This window comes from Bacillus sp. 1NLA3E (genome assembly GCF_000242895.2).
Taxonomy (GTDB): domain Bacteria; phylum Bacillota; class Bacilli; order Bacillales; family Cytobacillaceae; genus Bacillus_BU.
This window is the reverse complement of sequence record NC_021171.1, coordinates 3,787,130-3,805,085: the sequence shown is the minus strand read 5'-3', so window position 1 is coordinate 3,805,085 and position 17,956 is coordinate 3,787,130. Positions and strand designations below refer to the sequence as shown.

Sequence of the window (17,956 nt, the reverse complement as noted above, 5' to 3'; positions counted from 1 at the left end):
CATTGATAGTATTTTTTTATAAAAAATGAATATACAGAAGGCAAAGGAGGTTATGAAATTGAAAAAGATGATTGTTGGTTTAGTAGTTCTTCTTGGGGTAGTCCTTTCTGGATGTGGAAAAACAACTGATGAATCATCCAAAACTTCTTCAGAAAGTTCGGATCAAAAAATAGATAAGGCAGAAACGACATCACAATCTGAAAGTTTTACAACTTCAGAAGTATCAAAGGCAAGTGAGAATGTCGGTGGAGTTTGGATGGCAACAGGAAAAGAGGATGGGGTAAGTAGCACTTGGTACTTTAATAGTGGGCAATTAGTAGTAAGTTACGTGAACAATTATTCTTATGTGGTCGCTGAAAATAAAGATCCTAATGGGTATACTGTTGTGACGATTAAAAATAATGAAGGCAAGGAACATGCTTTGTTGTTGAAAGAAAATGGCAGTAATCTTGAAGGTATAACTGCTGAAGATGAGGCTTACGACAAATACTTAGCTGATGGTACGGTTCCATATGGACAGATTATCGAATTTTCTTTTCAAAAGAATGCATGGGGAAGTATGGACCAAGCAATTGATTTTTGGGAGAACACTCATAAGAATGCTGATAATGAGGTTTCTAAAGAAATTCTATGGGAAAATTACCGAAGGGATTTGTGGAGTTTAGTCGAGTATGGAACTTCAAGTAATACTATAACGTTACACTTTACTAATATCGGTGGGGCTGGTGGAAGCTATGTTCAATTTGTTAAAAATGATGAAAACACAGAAATCACTAACTTCGATGGAAATGCGTCATATCCAAATAATCCTACTATGAGATATACGGTTCAGAATGCAGATAATAAAGTGATTAAGACAGATGAATTGTGGAAGCAATAGTAATTAAATAGTTATATTTCTTTCCAATCCAAGGAAAAGATTATATTATGCTTGTTCAATACGTATGGTTTCTGTAAGATCGTTGAGGAATGAGCACCCAATTATAATATAAAACTGGTGCATTTTCCGAGTTGAGGCTAAAAGAATTATGACCGTCATTATGACGGTCATTTTTGTTGTTATGGAACGGGGCAGGTTAGTTGAGGTTTATTTTTAAAATTTATTAGTTGGGTGTGTATAAAAAGAGTTACCCAATTACCGGGGGGTTCAGCTATATTTTTAATCAAACTTCATTCTGATTTTTCTCTGCCTTTGTATTAAGGAGTTTGATTATTGTCAATAATGAGAATTAATAAGGGGGAGGCTAGCAATGATTCAAGTAAAAGTATTCGATTATGAGCATGAAAAGGATTTGGAAAAAGAAATGAATCGATTTCTAGAGAAATTAGAGGAGAAAGAACTATTGGATATTAAGTATAACGTGGCAGCCTATCAAGAAGATGTTGAAGACCAGATTTATTGTTTTTCTGCAATGGTTATTTACAGGGCATGACGCTTTGGACGATCATGCCCTATAAACTAGCTATTTTTGAGCCAAATATCTCCCCGCATTTAATCCAGCTAATCTGCCTGTAACCAATGCAGAAGTAATATTGTACCCACCAGTATATCCGTGAATATCCAAAATCTCACCGCAAAAAAATAACCCTTCCGTTAATTTTGAGGCCATCGTTTTTGGTTCAATTTCTTTTACCGAAACACCGCCGCCGGTAACAAAGGCTTTTTCCAGTGAGAGAGTGCCATTCACACTAATCTGAAACTGCTTGATGCTTTTTATAAAGTTTCTCCAATTTTCATGTGGGACTGCCGCTCCCAACGTTGTAGGATCAATCCCATTTCTTTCGAGTAAAAATAATAAATATCGTTCAGGTAGAAATCCTTTTAAACTATTTTTTATCACTTTTTTAGGGTCTTCCTTGTTTATTTTCATAATTTCCTGAAATAACATTTCCTCGGTTTTTGAAGGGAGTGCATCTAAACTCATCAAAACTTCTTTTTTTCCTGTTTTACGAAGTTCCTTCACGACATATTGGCTACAGCGAAGCACGGCTGGGCCACTAATTCCAAAATGGGTAAAAATCATATCCATCTTATGCGTAATAATCGGTTTACCTTTTTGATTTAAGACACTTAAGCTGATATCCCTTAATGACAAACCCTGCAAAGTTTTTTCTTTTATGAAAGGTTCAGAGGAAGTAATCGGAACCTCAGTAGGAAAAAGATCCGTGATGGTGTGACCTGCTTTTTTGGCCCAAGCATATCCGTCACCGGTAGAACCGGTTTGTGGAACTGATTTTCCACCTACGGCAATCACAACAGCTTTCGTACCGATGGTTTCTCCATTTTGTAATTTTACACTGACAACTTTCCCATTTTCATAATCAACGGTTTTCACAGGACAGTTTGTCCATATTTTTACGCCAAGTTGACCAAGCCTGTCTAAAAGGGCGTCGACTACAGATTGGGCTTTATCTGTAACAGGAAACATCCGACCGTGATCCTCTTCCTTTAACTCAATCCCAAGCTTTTCAAAAAAGGAGATGATATCTTCGTTGCTAAATAAGGAAAAGGCACTGTGTAAAAATCGGCCATTCCCTGGTATATGTTTTATAATTTCATCAATTGGTAATCTGTTTGTTACATTGCAACGCCCGCCTCCTGAAATGGCGAGTTTCCTTCCAAGTTTGTCTCCCTTATCTAGTAGTAACACACGTTTCCCTTTTTCACCTGCAGCGATTCCAGCCATTAAGCCAGAAGGCCCACCGCCGATAACTACAACATCATAATTCATTAAAAATCCACCAACTTTTTTAAATATACTTAAAAATCTAATGTTTATTTGTGGAACATTTCAATCGTTGGAAAAAGGATGCATGAATATACACCAATTTTCCTTTTTCAAGTAGCTTTCATATAAAAAGAAAGGTAAACTACTACTAGCATTGTTTCATTTGCTGAATAAAATTATGTTTAGCGTATAGATGTTTCGACAAATTATGATAAAATACAATGTCAGCTTGATTTTAAAAAAATGTCGTAACGATAAAATTTTGAACAGTGTCTGGCCCAAATGCGCCGTACACTTTTCGTTTGTAGGAAGGGATCGTATGTCTTCAAAGCTATTAAGAGGAACCTTCATCCTAACTCTAGGAACAATGGTTTCAAAAGTTCTTGGTTTGTTTTATGTTATTCCGTTTTACCATATAGTAGGATATCGGGGTACCGTTCTTTACAATTATTCATACGTACCATATACCATTTTTATTAGCATTGCAACAGCGGGGGTTCCATTAGCTGTGGCGAAGTTTGTTTCAAAATACAATGCCTTAGAAGAGTATGGAATTGGTAGGAAACTGTTTAAATCGGGACTAGCTGTCATGCTAAGTACAGGTGTTGTTGCTTTCCTTTTGTTGTATCTTTCTGCACCGATGTTAGCAGAAAGTGTAATTCGGGATAAGGACCAGGTTTCGAACGTAAAAGACGTCGTTACGGTTATCAGGGCCGTTAGTTTTGCCTTGATTGTCGTTCCATTTATGAGTTTGATCCGCGGCTTTTTCCAAGGGCACCAATCTATGGGGCCATCTGCCGTATCACAGGTTATTGAACAAATTGTCCGGATTGTTTTTGTGTTAGCTGGCGCTTATGTAGTGTTACATATTATGAAAGGCAGTCTTGTGACTGCAGTTAGTGTGGCGACGTTTGCCGCTTTTATCGGGGCAATCGGGAGTCTTGTTGTGTTAATTTGGTATTGGTATAAACGAAAACCGTATTTAGATGAGATTCTGTTGCAAGATAAGGGTACCATCGATATATCATTAAAACAGATTTATAAAGAAGTATTAATATATGCTGCTCCGTTTGTGTTTGTGGGTATAGCTAATCCGTTATTTCAATTGATTGATCAGTTAACCTTTAACCGGGCAATGGTTTCGATTGGTCTTGCCAAGCAAACAGAATTTGCGCTTAGTGTCTTAAATTTTGAATCACACAAATTAGTGATTATCCCTGTTTCATTGGCAACGGCTTTTTCACTTACGCTTGTACCAAGTGTAACGAAAGCTTTTGTGGAAAATGATCGAAAGGACCTGATTCGTCAGCTAAATCAGACTTTCCAGGTAATGCTATTTTTGACCTTACCAGCAGTAATAGGACTATCGTTATTGGCTGAACCAGTTTATACCGTTTTTTACGAGCATAAGGAACTGGGAACTGAAGTATTACGGGCTTATTCACCAGTGGCTATCCTTTTCGCTCTTTATTCGGTAACAGCAGCTATTTTACAAGGAATTAATGAACAACGGTTTACGATCTTAAGTTTACTTGTTGGATTGTTCATAAAATTGAGCTTAAATATTCCCTTCATTAAAATGTTTGAAACAAGAGGTGCTGTGTTAGCAACTGCACTTGGGTATACAGCTGCAATATTGATCAATATTTATGTGATTAGGAAGTATGCACACTATCCATTTAGACTCGTGGTAAGACGGTCATTATTGATCATCCTGTTTACCTTTTTAATGTTTGTCGGTACTTTTGCCACATATAAGTTATTATTACTATTTTTGTCACCTGCATCAAAGTCACAATCTCTAATTATTATTGGCATTTGTGCCCTTGTTGGAGCAGGAATTTATGTATTTTTGAGTTATCGCACTAAGCTTGTTTATCTACTTTTCGGACAACGGGCAGAAAAGATAAAACAAAAATTACGTTTACCATTTTAAGTGGGAAACAGGTCGCCAAAATTGCGGAGACCTGTTTATTTCTAATTTTTGCACCTTAATGACAGTTTAGCTCTAGGCATATTGATTTTTAATATTGAACAGGATATTCACCAGGATAATCTCTAATTCCTAATCTGCGCTCGATCCGATCTAAACGGCGATCAATACGTTCCACTTGTTGATCAAGACGAGAAACACGGCGTTCTAGCTGGTCAAGCCGCCGATCGAAGCCACCACCACCGGGGAAGCCTCCACCAGGGAAACCACCACCTGGGAAACCTGGGAATTGTTGTTGACGATAATAATCCATCATTGTATCATCTCCTAAATTTATTTGGGTAAGAATGATAACAGTCTATGTAATTTAACATGGGATGGTATAGGCTGATGCCTACATCCTTTTTATTGAATGTTGGGAGGGGTTTTGATGAGAATAGATAAGATGTTGGCAAATCTCGGGTTTGGTAGCAGAAAAGAAGTGAAGCAGCTTCTTAAAACGGGTGCGGTAAATATTAATGATAAAGTTGTAAAAGACTCCAAATTTCAGGTTAATCCGGAACATGATGTAGTCATCTTAAATGGTGAAGTGGTCGAATATAAGCAATTTATCTATTTAATGATGAACAAACCCCCAGGGGTTATTTCAGCAACAGAAGATAACCATGATGAAACGGTTATCGATTTATTGGGTCAGGACGATCTTGTCTTTGAACCATTCCCGGTAGGACGTTTGGATAAGGATACCGAAGGGCTACTGTTAATCACGAATGATGGCCAATTGGCTCATCAGCTTCTTTCACCCAAAAAGCATGTTCCAAAGCTGTATTACGCTGTTATCGAGGGAGTGGTAACGGAAGAGGATGTAGAAGCTTTTAAAGAGGGTGTAACCTTAGATGACGGCTATTTAACAAAACCGGGAGAGTTAACTATTTTAAAAGCTGGAATAAGGTCTGAGATTGAGCTTACGATTACTGAGGGGAAATTCCATCAAGTGAAACGAATGTTTCAAGCGGTTGGGAAAAAGGTTGTCTATTTAAAAAGAATGACGATGGGGCCACTAAAGCTTGATCAAGGGCTTGAATTAGGGGAATACCGTGAACTGACAGAAGAAGAAATTGAACAGTTAATAACATATGAAAAATAGAAAAATGGAAGGTGCCCGGAGCTGGCAGTTTTCTACTTCAAAAGTTTATATGTTCTAAAATCAAAAAAATCGTCCAAGGACGATTTCTTTTTGTATAAGGGTTTACTATTTTATTAAGATGACATCTTTACCTTTTTATGAGTTGTTGTCCATCTGCCGCGGCTGGGACTTTCTACTAGGTCATTGTAAGCCAAGACATTCAAATCTCTTTGGATGGTACGAGGAGTGATCCCAAATTCCTCTACAAGATCTTGTGTCGAAACTGTCCCATTTTTCTGAATAAACATGTAGATGGATTTGATACGGTTTAACATCCGGTTAGTCGAAGGTTTCAAAAAACCACTCCCTATCCTTTTTTCAAACCTATGGCAAATTCCTGCATCCGACTGGCTCATGAAGTATTATGACTTCAAGCTATGTAGTTTCCCTTCTACAGACAACTCCTTTTCTGGTAAAATATGCGATTGTCAATATCTAATATTATTGTACAACTGTTCACAGAAAATTTCTACTTAATCAAAGAAATTTAACAAAGTCTTAATTTTTTCTGAAAAAATAAGCTCTTTGCTCCTTTCTGTGCAATTAGTATACAATATGGTAATAAAAGGGGGAAATATGATAGTAGTTTGAAAATTTAGAAAATAAATTAATTTACATACCTCAAAACGGTATTTTGAAAATAAAAATCTGTAGATATGAAGCCCAATACGAATAGTGTTTTGGAAAAGATATTATGTATAATGGTACTATCAGGAAAGTTTGGTTATCCAAAAACATTTTGAATGAGGAGGTTCTATCTTTGCAACAAATTGATTGGACTCAAGAGGTTGAAAAAAGAAAGAATAATTTAATTCAAGAAACTCAAGACCTTTTACATATAAAAAGTGTATTGGATGAACAACATCCAACTTCAGACGCACCGCTTGGTAGAGAGGTAAAAAAGGCTTTAGATTTTATGCTTAATCTTGGTGAAAAAGATGGATTCACAGTCAAGAATGTAGGTAACTTAGCTGGCCATATTGAATTCGGCTCGGGAGAAGAGTTGGTCGGAATATTATGCCATGTTGATGTCGTTCCAGAGGGTGACGGGTGGAGTAGTGATCCATTTGAGGCAGAAATACGGGATGGAAAAATATTTGCTAGGGGAGCTATGGATGATAAAGGTCCAACTATGGCAGCTTATCATGCCATGAAAATAGTAAGAGATCTTGGTGTACCCATAAATAGGCGTGTACGAATGATTATCGGTACCGACGAAGAAAGCAATTGGCGTTGTGTGAACCATTATTTTAAACATGAAGAAATGCCAACCATGGGATTTGCACCAGATGCAGATTTTCCTATCATCCATGCTGAAAAGGGAATCGCTGATTTTGATCTTGTTCAATCAGTGGTAATTGAGCCCGATGATAAATTCCAAGTTGAAATTCTCACTTTTCAATCTGGAAAGCGCTACAATATGGTTCCCGATTTTGCAAAAGCGGAATTAATGGTTCAGCAACCGCATACAGACTTAGTGCAGTGTTTTGCAGACTTTTTAAAAAAGAAAAGGCTAACAGGAAAGCAGTATGTTGAAGGTGGCAAACTGGTTCTAGAATTGGAGGGTGTATCTGCCCACGGAATGGAGCCAAGGAACGGGAAAAATGCTGGGCTGTATTTAGCATCGTTCTTATCAAAATTTAATTTGGAACCTAAGGCGAAACATTTTATTAAATTTGTTGTTCGTTTTTTTGCTCAGGATTCTCGCGGCAAGGAATTAGGAATTCAATACACCGATGATATTTCCGGGGAATTAACCATCAATGTTGGTAAACTTAGATTTTCAAAGGAAGAGGGAGGACGCTTAGGATTAAACCTCCGTTATCCCGTTACACACCAGATTGAGGATTCAAAGAAAAAACTTGAAAACTTGTTACAAGAAGAAGGGTATACGATCATTAATTTTTCAAATTCTAATCCGCATTACGTAGATGAAAAGGATAGGTTGATTCAAATTTTAAAAAAGGTGTATGAGGAGCAAACGGGAGAAAAAGCCGAATTACTGGCAATTGGCGGAGGAACCTATGCTCGGTCCTTAAAGTCAGGTGTGGCTTTTGGACCGCTTTTTCCAGGAAGAGAAGATATTGCCCATCAAAAGGATGAATATATCATAATAGAAGATTTACTAAAAGCGACTGCTATCTATGCTCAAGCAATTTATGAGTTGACCCGATCTACAAACTAATTTGGGGGAATCAAGGATGAAGTATGCAATTTTAAATGGGGAATTCGTTGAGCGAAGCCAGGCAAAGGTTGATATTGAAGATCGTGGTTACCAATTCGGTGATGGGATTTACGAGGTAATTCGAGTTTACAATGGTACCATGTTTGCTGAGCAAGATCATTTGCTACGGTTAGTGGAATGTGCAAAAAAAATAAACTTGGTGCTCTCTTTATCTATAGCGGAAATGAAAAAACAACTTCAAACCCTTATTGTGAAAAATGAACTTGGTTTTGGGATTGTATATTTGCAATTTACCAGAGGAGTTGCACCACGAAATCATGCCTTTCCTGTACCAAGTACAATCGGGTCTTTTGTGGCCTATACAAAAGAGCTTGAACGACCGCTAACGTCAATAAATTCCGGTATTAAAGCAGCTTTAGTTGATGATATTCGCTGGTTTCATTGTGATATAAAAAGCCTAAATCTATTAGGGAATCTATTAGCAAAACAACAGGCGGTCGAGGCAGGGTGCGGTGAAGCCATCCTCCATCGCGACAAGACCATAACGGAAGGAAGCTCATCTAATATATCAATTATTAAGAACGGTGTCCTACGCACTCACCAGGCTGACCGATATATTTTGAATGGAATTACTAGGCAACAAATGCTGGCAATTTGCCGAAAAAATGAAATTACGGTTGAAGAAAAAGCTTTTACAGTTGAAGAATTGCTATCAGCGGATGAAGTCTTTATCTCAAGTACAACTGCGGAAATAACCCCTGTTGTAGAAATATCAGGTACCAAAATTGGGAACGGTGTACCTGGTTCTATTACTACAAAGTTACAACATCTACTTGAAGCAGAAATTAAACTTCAATGTGGTCCGATTCAATAATACGAAAATATTAGGGGCTGACTCGAATGAATGAGTCAGCCCCTAAATTATGAAAATAAAATAATTACTCGGTTTGAAATAAGTCGCTTGATAAATAACGTTCTCCGGAATCGGAGGCAATACATACGACCACATCATTTGGAGTTAGACTTTTAGCAACCTCAATGGCTGCAAAGCAGGCTCCACCCGATGATGGACCAACCAATATTCCTTCTTCTTTGGCAAGTTTGCGGGTGATGGAGTAGGCATCTTCATCTTTGATTTTGTGTATCTTATCATATACATTTTGATTTAGAACGTCTGGTATAAATCCTGGACTTGTGCCTACAAGCTTATGGTTACCGGGCTTTCCACCAGAAAGTACAGGGGACCCTGCTGGCTCCACTACATGGACAGATAGGTTGGGATAAAAATCTTTCAGTGCCTCTCCCGTTCCAGTGATGGTTCCGCCAGTCCCTGCCGTTGCCACAAAAGCAGCTAGTGGTTTACCAATTATTTTCATTGCATCGATGATTTCTAGAGCCGTGGAATGACGATGAGCATCCGGATTGGCTTGGTTTTCAAATTGCATCGGAATAAAGCTATTCGGAATTTTTGCTGCAAGCTCTTGGGCTTTTTTAATCGAACCAGGCATCTTTTCGGCACCAGGGGTAAGGACTACCTCTGCACCATAAGCTTTTAATATATTGATCCGTTCCTTCGTCATCGTGTCTGGCATTACTAGAATAGCTCGGTATCCACGTGCAGCAGCGTTCATGGCTAGTCCAATGCCCGTATTTCCACTTGTTGGTTCAATAATCGTTGCCCCAGGGGTCAATTTTCCTTCTTTTTCTGCCACCTCAATCATGTTAAAGGCCGCCCTGTCTTTAACACTTTTGCTTGGATTAAAAAACTCTAACTTGAGATAAACTGCTGCCCCATTTTCTGGTGCTAGACGATTTAATTTTACTATTGGCGTATTTCCAATTAACTCGGCCATGTTTTTCGCAACTTTCACTAGAAAACTTCCCTTCGTATTTATTATGAAAACATGAATATTTGCTTAAAATGAAATAAGACAATAACTGTACATTGTTCTCCTGCTGTTTACGTTTGTTATAATTATTCTATTAAATGCTAAAATAAAATCACATCTTAATAATACGAAGGAATTCATTACATTTCAAATATTGCTTTCGTATATACAGGGAAATCCTAGCTGAAAGGGTGTCATAATATGGAACAACAGACTCACTTTTTCTTTGCATTAAGACTGCCGTTAGAAGTGAAAGAGGAACTAAAAGATTTGTCAGATCAAGTAAAAAAGATGTTTCCGTTTTCAAGATGGGTGCATGAACAAGATTATCATATTACCCTTGCATTCTTAGGGAATGCAGACAAAGTTCAGCTTGAACGTGCAAAGGAACTTATCCATCAACAAACGATTGACAGCGAATCCTTTTCATTAAAAATTGATAATCTTGGTGTTTTTGGAAGAAAGGATTTCCCAAGAATTTTTTGGGCAGGAGTTCAAACAGAAGAAAGATTACATATAGTAAGAAAACAAGTGTTTTTAGCTTGTAAACAGGCAGGTTTTCAGTTAGAATCTCGCCCTTTTCACCCACATATTACTTTAGCAAGAAAATGGTCAGGAGATAACCCTTTTCCAATCTCTCAATTTGATGATGAAAAGATTTTAAACCATCCTTTGTCGTTTACAGGAAGTGAAATCGTTTTATACCAGACCCATCTTGATAAAACTCCTAAATATGAGGCAATTGCTTCTTTTCCGTTAAATAGCAGATAATTTGAGGAAGAGAGGAAAGATAACATTCAAATAAGAGGTTGGTTAGATGAAAAAAATACATTTTATCATAAATCCGATGGCGAAAAATGGGTATGGTTTGAGTACTTGGAATAAAGTAGAGGAAGAATTAGAAAAAAGGGGAATTCCTTTTCAGGCTTTTTTCACAGCGTACCATGGCCATGCCAAGGAATTAGCCCGATCAATTGCAGAGAATGTGGATGGGGAAACAGTAGGTCTTGTTGCTGTTGGAGGCGATGGGACACTTCACGAGATCATAAATGGAATCATAAAATATCCAAATATAGTGGTAGGCGTTATTCCCGCAGGATCAGGGAATGATTTTTCTAGGGGGTTGTTCATTCCCAAGGACCCACTTGTTGCATTAGATCACATTATTAGCAAGGCTTCTATTCAACCTGAATATATTGATGTTGGAAAGATGATCAATTCTGAGAAAGAAGAACAATATTTTGTCAATAATATGGGGGCGGGATTTGATGCAGAGGTTGCACAAGCCGCTAATCGTTCTCGACTCAAGGCACTTCTAAATCGCTATTCACTAGGAATGTTAATATACGTAATGATTCTTTTAAAAAAATTAGCATCCTTTCGGTGTCGGACTGTAGAAATGACGATTGATGGGAAAGATTATACTTTTCCGTTAACATGGTTTGTTACCGTTGCAAATCAGCCCTATTATGGGGGAGGGATGCTTATCGCTCCTGGTGCATCTCCAATAGACGGTGAACTAAATATCATTGTTGTCAATAATCTATCAAAGTTAAAACTACTAGCTGTTTTTATCAGTGTTTTCTGGGGAGGGCATACAAGGTTTAAAGAAGTGACTACATTAAAAGGTAAAAATATAAAAATTACCACCTCAGAGCCTTTATTAATTCATTTAGATGGTGAGATAAAGGGCTATACTCCTATTACAGTGCAAGTCGTAAATAAATCATTATCAATCATTGCCAGGAAAGACAACTTAGGTGAAGAGGAAGTGAAGGAGTTGAACGCTCATGAGTACCGTTGATCGTTTATTCTATGCTTACTTGGATGAAATGAACGTCATTACCATTCTCCTCCCTAAAATGTATCACTACGGCATTTCGACCTTGTTTTTTTTAATAGACGGAAAGAATCAGAAGCAAAACCTTGATATTCAGGAAATTCTCCCATTAGGTAACGAAATAAAGTATATTTGCACACCAGAGTTTGAACCTGAAATTGGCATTCAAAATTGGATTGTTGATGAACATGGAGGAAAATCCGATCTTCAAATCGGTTCCGTTATTCGTACACAAGAGTTTGATCAGCTTTTTTTTTATGAAGGTAAAGATTTAGGGGTAACTTTTTCCACGGAAAAAGTTACTTTCAAACTCTGGGCTCCGACTGCAACTATGGTAAAAGTAAAGTTGACAACTCCAAGTCAAGACCAGACAGAAGAATTTATCATGAATCGAGGCAAAAAAGGGGTTTGGTCGATTGAAAAAATGGGGGATTTTGAAAGGTTTCAATATTCCTTTCTTGTTTGTGTAAATAGAGTTTGGAGAGAAGCGGTGGATCCATACGCAGTAGCCGTAACCGCAAATGGGACCCATGGTGTTATTGTTGATCTTAATAAAACAAGGTCCTTTCTATCCACGACCAAGCTTGACCTGCCCCAACTTTATAGTCCCCTTGATGCAATTGTTTACGAAACACATATAAGAGATTTTACGATTCATCCATCAAGTGGAGTTAGAAATAAAGGAACATACCTTGGGGCTGCAGAAACGGACACAATCGGTAAAGATGGAGAATTAACTTGTTTGTCTTATGTCAAAAACCTAGGTGTTACTCATATAGAATTGTTACCATTTAATGATTTTGCTGGTGTGGATGAGTTAGCAGTCAAGAAAGAATATAATTGGGGCTATAATCCGCTCCATTTTAATGTTCCAGAAGGAAGTTTTTCTAGCAATCCAAATAATCCTTATGCAAGAATTAATGAACTCAAAGCATTGATAGAGACAATTCATCAGCAAGGTATCCGGGTCATAATGGATGTAGTATACAATCATGTTTTTATCCGTGAGCAAGCTTCTTTCGAAAAAATAGTTCCTGGCTACTTTTTTCGCCATGACCAGTTTGGGATGCCTTCAAACGGAACTGGAGTCGGAAACGATATCGCATCAGAACGGTTAATGGTAAGGAAAATGATCGTTGACTCTATTGATTTTTGGATGAAAGAATACCAAGTTGATGGATTTCGTTTTGACTTAATGGGAATTCTTGATATAGATACGATGAACGAAGTGAGAAAGAAAGTGGATGAAACTGACTATACGGCTCTGATAATCGGTGAGGGGTGGGACTTGAATACGCCTATTCCAGGAGAAAAAAAGGCGAATATTCGAAATCAAAAAAAGCTACCAAGAATTGCCCAATTTAATGATTGGTTCCGTGATTCCATTAAAGGGAGTACCTTTAATTTATATGACCGTGGTTTTGCACTAGGGAATGAACATTTTTATGATGCCGCTAAGCAAGTGTTAGCGGGGAGTATTGGAACAGAAAAGGCAACACAGGGGATTTTTCTTGAACCCATTCAAACCGTTAATTATATTGAATCACATGATAACCATACACTTTGGGATAAGTTAACAGTGTGTTGTCAAGGAAGTGATCATGAAACCCGAAAAAAACGCCATCGGCTGGCTACTGCCATGGTAATATTCTCTCAAGGCATCCCTTTTATCCACAGTGGTCAAGAATTTTTTCGAACAAAAAAGGGAATAGGCAATAGCTATCAATCTCCTGATGAAATAAACTGGCTTGATTGGGATAGAAAATCCTTTTATCATAATCATGTGGATTTTATAAAAGGCATTATAGAAATAAGGAAATCTCACCGGGCTTTTAGACTTCCAGAAGCAAAGGCAATTCGAGAACATGTAACATTTCTAGATTTCCCGAAACCACTGATAGGTTATTTTTTAAAGGAAGTAGGTCAGTATGGGAAATGGGAATCTATCTTGGTATTGTTCAATCCAACACTTCAATGTATGAGAGTCAGCCTTCCTAAAGAAGGGGCATGGAATGTTTTGGTAGAAGAACATAAAGCAAGCATTTTATCAATTGGGATAACAAGTTCTAGTCACTATTTAATACAGCCTTTGAGCGTATCTGTACTCGTTCAATAAGTCAATGTATGATGGTGAAAAAGCATTTTGTCACGAAGACACTTGACGAAAAAAGCAAATAGGGGATAAAATTGATGAAGATAGCTATTATTTTGGATTAAGTAGCTATCCTTTTTTGTGAAAAAGGGGCGGAGCGCCGCCTTATTAATATATAATGATTAACGAGCATTGCGCCCAATCCTTTAAAGATGAGACCATCATTGAAGATGAATGATCAAACTTTGTCTTATCTGGATTAAATTGGGCGCTTATGTTTTTATTAATAAAACTTTGGGCAGTCCTTTTATCAGTAGATTATCAGACATTTGAGGGAAATTGCGAACTAATTGAAGGTGAACAACTTTGGAGCATATATTTGGACAAGAATGGGAAATTGTTCCTGCAGGAGGGGCAACTGGAAAAGCCTTTTTTGCTCAACATGAAGAACAAAAGCTTTTTTTAAAACGAAATTCCTCTCCATTTTTAGCCGTTTTATCGGCTGAAGGGCTCGTCCCGAAATTGGTTTGGACTAAGAGGTTGGAGACTGGGGATGTTATTACAGCTCAGCAATGGTTAAATGGTAGAGAGTTAACGCCAACCGAAATGAATCATGAAAAAGTAGCAAAACTATTAAGAAAGATTCATCAATCAGAACCATTAAAAGGAATGTTGAGCAGACTTGGAAAGGCCCCGTTAAATCCTGAACCATTTTTTCAAAAGGTACAAGACGGATTGGACCAAGAATTAATGCAAATTCCTTCAGTGAAAAAATCTACTGAGTTTTTGGCAATGGAAGTTCACAAAGTTGAGTGTGACCAATTTGTCGTTTGTCATGGTGATGTAAATCATAACAACTGGTTGCTTGGCAATAACAACCAGCTGTACTTAATTGATTGGGACGGAGCAATGATTGGTGATCCAGCCATTGATTTAGGATTGTTGTTATACTGGTATATTCCTAAAAAAGAGTGGCAAAAATGGTTAGAACTCTATGGGATTCAAGTTACAGACCATTTAAAGCTGAGGATGAAGTGGTATGTATTAGCACACACCTTATCATCCATTCAATGGCATAAAAGGAAAGCACGATTTCCAGAAATGAAAAGATGGATTGAATACTTAGATAAGATTCTTTAAGAGTATTGGTCAATATCACTAACCCATTCTGATAAACGTTGTTGGTTCGATTCAATATGTTGATCAAGATGTTGAGTTTGTACGCCGTGTTGACTGTAATCATAAATTTCTTGCAAAACTGTTTTTACATCAGTATTTATATTAGAATTTACCATCAACGATTTGACCAATCGTTCTAATTGTTCACATTCTGAGATAGATCCACAACAATCCGATTGATGATTGTTTAAGATATCTTTTAATAAATTTACTTGATCTTGATGATCTAATGGCATTTAAATCCGTCCTTTCATAAAGGAATTCACTCTTAATTTGTGAATTCCTTTTTTGATTTATACATGGGTAACCAACTGGAAATAGGTGAAAAAATAAGCACCCATTTTTTTTAGCTTGCAACAGGCGGTTAGCCATGCTATTGTTTGAAACGTATATAAATTTAGGGGTGTCACAAATGAGATTACGAAATAAACCATGGGCAAAAGATAAATTAGATCAGTATCCTCAGTATGTCATTTCAGGGCCAGAATTATTAAAAGGAAAATGGAATGGTGTATTTGACAAGGTTCAGCCAATTCATATTGAAATTGGTACAGGAAGAGGTCGCTTTGTTACGGAGATGGCGAAAGCTAATCCGGAAATTAATTATTTGGGAATTGAGGTTCAACAAAGTGTGATCGTAACGGCATTGGACCGGTTGATCGAGGCTGAGCTTCCCAATATAAAGCTGCTTAATGTGAATGCTGGTGATGTAACGGAGTTCTTTGAAAAGGGAGAAGTCGAGCGGATTTATTTAAATTTTTCTGATCCGTGGCCTAAAAGTCGCCATGCAAAGCGACGTTTAACTTACAAAACCTTTTTGAAACAGTACGAAGAAATTTTGATCAATCAAGGAGAAATCCATTTTAAAACGGATAATCAGGGGTTGTTTGAATACTCTCTTAAGAGCTTTTCTGAATATGGATTGCTGTTACAGTATGTCAGCCTAGATCTCCACAACAGCAATTTTGAAGGGAATATCATGACAGAATACGAAGAGAAATTTTCAAAAAAAGGCCATCGCATATTCCGATCAGAAGTAAAATATCGATAAAATTAGTTTACTGCAACGCAGTGAAGTGCTATTGGGTGCCTGACCCCCACTACTTTAAAGTGATAAAGAAGTGGGGGTCAGGTTTTTTTATAGTTGTTGAACAGATAATATGGTTCCGGTGGTTGCATCGGCAATAAATTCAAATTGTTTTGTTTCATCGTCTACTTTTTTGGAAATACCGCCTTTATATACACGATATTGTATTTTATCTTTTACATATGGTTCAGCTTCCATGTGAATCCAGGAACCAAGAATCGGTCCTTGTTCTTTAAAGGTCGTTTTTATCTTCTCAAGGACTTTTTCTGGCGTTACCGTCTGGGTGTGTCCCTTCTGAAAAAGATAATATGCAGTTATTCCCCCAGCAAGTCCAGAGCCAACCCCCATTAAAAATGACTTCCAATTCAAAACAAAACACCACCTTTTAGTAAATCTTAAAACTACTTCGTTTTGGGTACCTTTTCAATTCCCATCATACCAGAAATGATCATTAGAGTTCATTTATCTTAGAAAAAATTAATGTTATAGTGAATAGATAACAGCAGAAGTGGAATGAAGTGTAAAATTTAAGTAATATAAATATATACATAATGCAAACATAAAACTCACTAAAAGGAGTAAAAAAAATGAACGAACAGACGTTAAAACTTTTTCAAACATTAACGGAACTACCAGGAGCACCTGGTAATGAACATGCAGTTCGTCAATTTATGAAAGAGGAATTAAGGAAATATAGTGATGAAGTGGTACAAGATAAACTTGGCAGTATTTTTGGAATAAAAAAAGGTGAAGCATCAGGCCCAACCATTATGGTGGCCGGTCATATGGATGAAGTTGGCTTTATGGTCACCGCCATAACTGAAAACGGAATGATCCGCTTTCAGCCTCTTGGTGGATGGTGGAGTCAGGTATTATTAGCTCAGCGAGTTCAAATCATCACCAACAATGGCCCTATTATCGGGGTAATCGGTTCAATCCCACCGCATCTTCTTGATGAAGGAACAAAAAATAAACCAATGGAAATTAAAAATATGCTAATTGATATTGGTGCAGACGACCATGAAGATGCTATCAAGATTGGTATTAAGCCCGGCCAACAAATTTTACCGATTTGTCCATTTACACCGATGGCTAATAATAAAAAGATTTTAGCTAAGGCATGGGATAATCGCTACGGCTGTGGTTTAGCAATTGAATTGCTTCAAGAACTCAAAGATGAAAAACTCCCAAATATTCTTTATTCCGGAGCGACTGTTCAAGAGGAAGTTGGGCTAAGAGGTGCACAAACAGCAGCAAACATGATTAAACCAGATCTATTTTTTGCACTTGATGCCAGCCCTGCTAATGACATGACTGGAGATAAAAAGGAATTTGGCCATTTAGGCAAAGGAGTATTACTAAGAATACTTGACCGCACAATGGTGACACACCGCGGTATAAGAGAATTTATTCTTGACACAGCTGAAACACATCATGTTCCATATCAATATTTCGCTTCCCAGGGTGGAACAGATGCAGGACGAGTTCATATGTCAAATGAAGGAATTCCAAGTGCTGTAATTGGAGTTTGTTCTCGCTATATTCATACACACGCTTCCATTATTCATGTAGATGATTACGCTGCTGCAAAAGAATTATTGATTAAGCTTGTAAAAACTTGTGATCAATCTACAGTTGATACGATCCGTCAAAATTATTAAAAGATAGGCTGTGTTATAGCTCAATGTTGATTGGAGTGGAGGGCGCGAAGACTCCTGCGGGAGCAGCGGGACAGGTGAGACCCCGCAGGCGCTTTAGCGCCGAGGAGGCTCACCGCCCGCCCCTAAGGTGCGCAAAGCGCCTGGAACGGAAATCAACATTCTAGTTTAACAGAGC

General features: G+C 37.6%; 18 protein-coding genes. 12 read left to right on the top strand and 6 right to left on the bottom strand.

Translation table 11 applies throughout. From position 1 onward, the window contains the following. Window positions 1–58: 58 nt before the first annotated feature. Window positions 59–880 (top strand): hypothetical protein, encoded by an 822-nt coding sequence (locus B1NLA3E_RS18210; RefSeq protein ID WP_041580661.1) that lies wholly within the window; start codon window positions 59–61, stop codon window positions 878–880. A gap of 370 nt (window positions 881–1,250) precedes the next feature. Further along, complete coding sequence (locus B1NLA3E_RS18205; RefSeq protein WP_015595305.1) at window positions 1,251–1,433, top strand: sporulation protein Cse60; 183 nt, start codon at window positions 1,251–1,253, stop codon at window positions 1,431–1,433. 30 nt (window positions 1,434–1,463) lie between these two features. Here B1NLA3E_RS18205 and B1NLA3E_RS18200 read toward each other — a convergent pair whose 3' ends face one another. Beyond that, window positions 1,464–2,732 carry an NAD(P)/FAD-dependent oxidoreductase gene (locus tag B1NLA3E_RS18200; protein ID WP_015595304.1) on the bottom strand — a complete coding sequence of 423 codons (1,269 nt, stop codon included), beginning with the start codon at window positions 2,730–2,732 and terminating at the stop codon, window positions 1,464–1,466. A gap of 316 nt (window positions 2,733–3,048) precedes the next feature. Here B1NLA3E_RS18200 and B1NLA3E_RS18195 point away from each other — a divergent pair, with 316 nt between their 5' ends. Further along, complete coding sequence (locus B1NLA3E_RS18195; RefSeq protein WP_041580660.1) at window positions 3,049–4,665, top strand: putative polysaccharide biosynthesis protein; 1,617 nt, start codon at window positions 3,049–3,051, stop codon at window positions 4,663–4,665. Window positions 4,666–4,753: 88 nt separating this feature from the next. On the opposite strand, the gene B1NLA3E_RS18190 is transcribed toward B1NLA3E_RS18195, so the two are convergent. Continuing rightward, window positions 4,754–4,975: a hypothetical protein gene (locus B1NLA3E_RS18190; protein ID WP_015595302.1), complete on the bottom strand. Its 222-nt coding sequence runs from the start codon at window positions 4,973–4,975 to the stop codon at window positions 4,754–4,756. Window positions 4,976–5,092: 117 nt separating this feature from the next. Between B1NLA3E_RS18190 and B1NLA3E_RS18185 the strand changes: the two genes are divergently transcribed. Next, on the top strand, window positions 5,093–5,809 hold the full coding sequence (locus tag B1NLA3E_RS18185; RefSeq protein ID WP_015595301.1) for a pseudouridine synthase: 717 nt from the start codon (window positions 5,093–5,095) through the stop codon (window positions 5,807–5,809). Window positions 5,810–5,922: 113 nt separating this feature from the next. Here B1NLA3E_RS18185 and B1NLA3E_RS18180 read toward each other — a convergent pair whose 3' ends face one another. Further along, window positions 5,923–6,144: a DeoR family transcriptional regulator gene (locus B1NLA3E_RS18180; RefSeq protein ID WP_015595300.1), complete on the bottom strand. Its 222-nt coding sequence runs from the start codon at window positions 6,142–6,144 to the stop codon at window positions 5,923–5,925. A gap of 464 nt (window positions 6,145–6,608) precedes the next feature. Between B1NLA3E_RS18180 and pepV the strand changes: the two genes are divergently transcribed. After that, window positions 6,609–8,033, top strand: a complete 1,425-nt coding sequence (gene pepV, locus B1NLA3E_RS18175) for a dipeptidase PepV (RefSeq protein WP_015595299.1) — start codon at window positions 6,609–6,611, stop codon at window positions 8,031–8,033. A gap of 16 nt (window positions 8,034–8,049) precedes the next feature. Continuing rightward, a complete protein-coding gene (gene dat / locus B1NLA3E_RS18170; RefSeq protein WP_015595298.1) occupies window positions 8,050–8,907 on the top strand; it encodes a D-amino-acid transaminase in 858 nt (285 codons plus the stop codon). 64 nt (window positions 8,908–8,971) lie between these two features. Here dat and cysK read toward each other — a convergent pair whose 3' ends face one another. Continuing rightward, complete coding sequence (gene cysK, locus B1NLA3E_RS18165) at window positions 8,972–9,886, bottom strand: cysteine synthase A (protein WP_187292198.1); 915 nt, start codon at window positions 9,884–9,886, stop codon at window positions 8,972–8,974. A 237-nt stretch (window positions 9,887–10,123) separates the two neighbouring features. On the opposite strand from cysK, the gene thpR reads away from it, so the two are divergent. From thpR to B1NLA3E_RS18145, 4 genes are all read left to right on the top strand, one after another. After that, window positions 10,124–10,693 carry an RNA 2',3'-cyclic phosphodiesterase gene (gene thpR, locus B1NLA3E_RS18160; RefSeq protein WP_015595296.1) on the top strand — a complete coding sequence of 190 codons (570 nt, stop codon included), beginning with the start codon at window positions 10,124–10,126 and terminating at the stop codon, window positions 10,691–10,693. A gap of 46 nt (window positions 10,694–10,739) precedes the next feature. Beyond that, the gene (locus B1NLA3E_RS18155) at window positions 10,740–11,726 is read left to right on the top strand and encodes a diacylglycerol/lipid kinase family protein (protein ID WP_015595295.1); all 987 of its coding nucleotides are present in this window, start codon (window positions 10,740–10,742) and stop codon (window positions 11,724–11,726) included. Continuing rightward, on the top strand, window positions 11,713–13,878 hold the full coding sequence (gene pulA / locus B1NLA3E_RS18150) for a type I pullulanase (protein WP_015595294.1): 2,166 nt from the start codon (window positions 11,713–11,715) through the stop codon (window positions 13,876–13,878). The genes B1NLA3E_RS18155 and pulA overlap by 14 nt, the downstream gene beginning before the upstream one ends. Before the next feature lie 342 nt (window positions 13,879–14,220). Next, window positions 14,221–14,994 (top strand): phosphotransferase family protein, encoded by a 774-nt coding sequence (locus tag B1NLA3E_RS18145; RefSeq protein WP_015595293.1) that lies wholly within the window; start codon window positions 14,221–14,223, stop codon window positions 14,992–14,994. On the opposite strand, the gene B1NLA3E_RS18140 is transcribed toward B1NLA3E_RS18145, so the two are convergent. Then, window positions 14,991–15,269 (bottom strand): YtzH-like family protein, encoded by a 279-nt coding sequence (locus B1NLA3E_RS18140; RefSeq protein WP_015595292.1) that lies wholly within the window; start codon window positions 15,267–15,269, stop codon window positions 14,991–14,993. The two genes, B1NLA3E_RS18145 and B1NLA3E_RS18140, sit on opposite strands and share 4 nt — an antisense overlap. A 176-nt stretch (window positions 15,270–15,445) precedes the next feature. Between B1NLA3E_RS18140 and trmB the strand changes: the two genes are divergently transcribed. Then, on the top strand, window positions 15,446–16,084 hold the full coding sequence (gene trmB, locus B1NLA3E_RS18135; RefSeq protein ID WP_015595291.1) for a tRNA (guanosine(46)-N7)-methyltransferase TrmB: 639 nt from the start codon (window positions 15,446–15,448) through the stop codon (window positions 16,082–16,084). Between the two features lie 87 nt (window positions 16,085–16,171). Here trmB and B1NLA3E_RS18130 read toward each other — a convergent pair whose 3' ends face one another. Beyond that, on the bottom strand, window positions 16,172–16,489 hold the full coding sequence (locus tag B1NLA3E_RS18130) for a PepSY domain-containing protein (protein WP_041580657.1): 318 nt from the start codon (window positions 16,487–16,489) through the stop codon (window positions 16,172–16,174). A 218-nt stretch (window positions 16,490–16,707) separates the two neighbouring features. Between B1NLA3E_RS18130 and B1NLA3E_RS18125 the strand changes: the two genes are divergently transcribed. Next, window positions 16,708–17,781, top strand: a complete 1,074-nt coding sequence (locus tag B1NLA3E_RS18125; RefSeq protein ID WP_015595289.1) for a M42 family metallopeptidase — start codon at window positions 16,708–16,710, stop codon at window positions 17,779–17,781. Window positions 17,782–17,956: the final 175 nt, after the last annotated feature.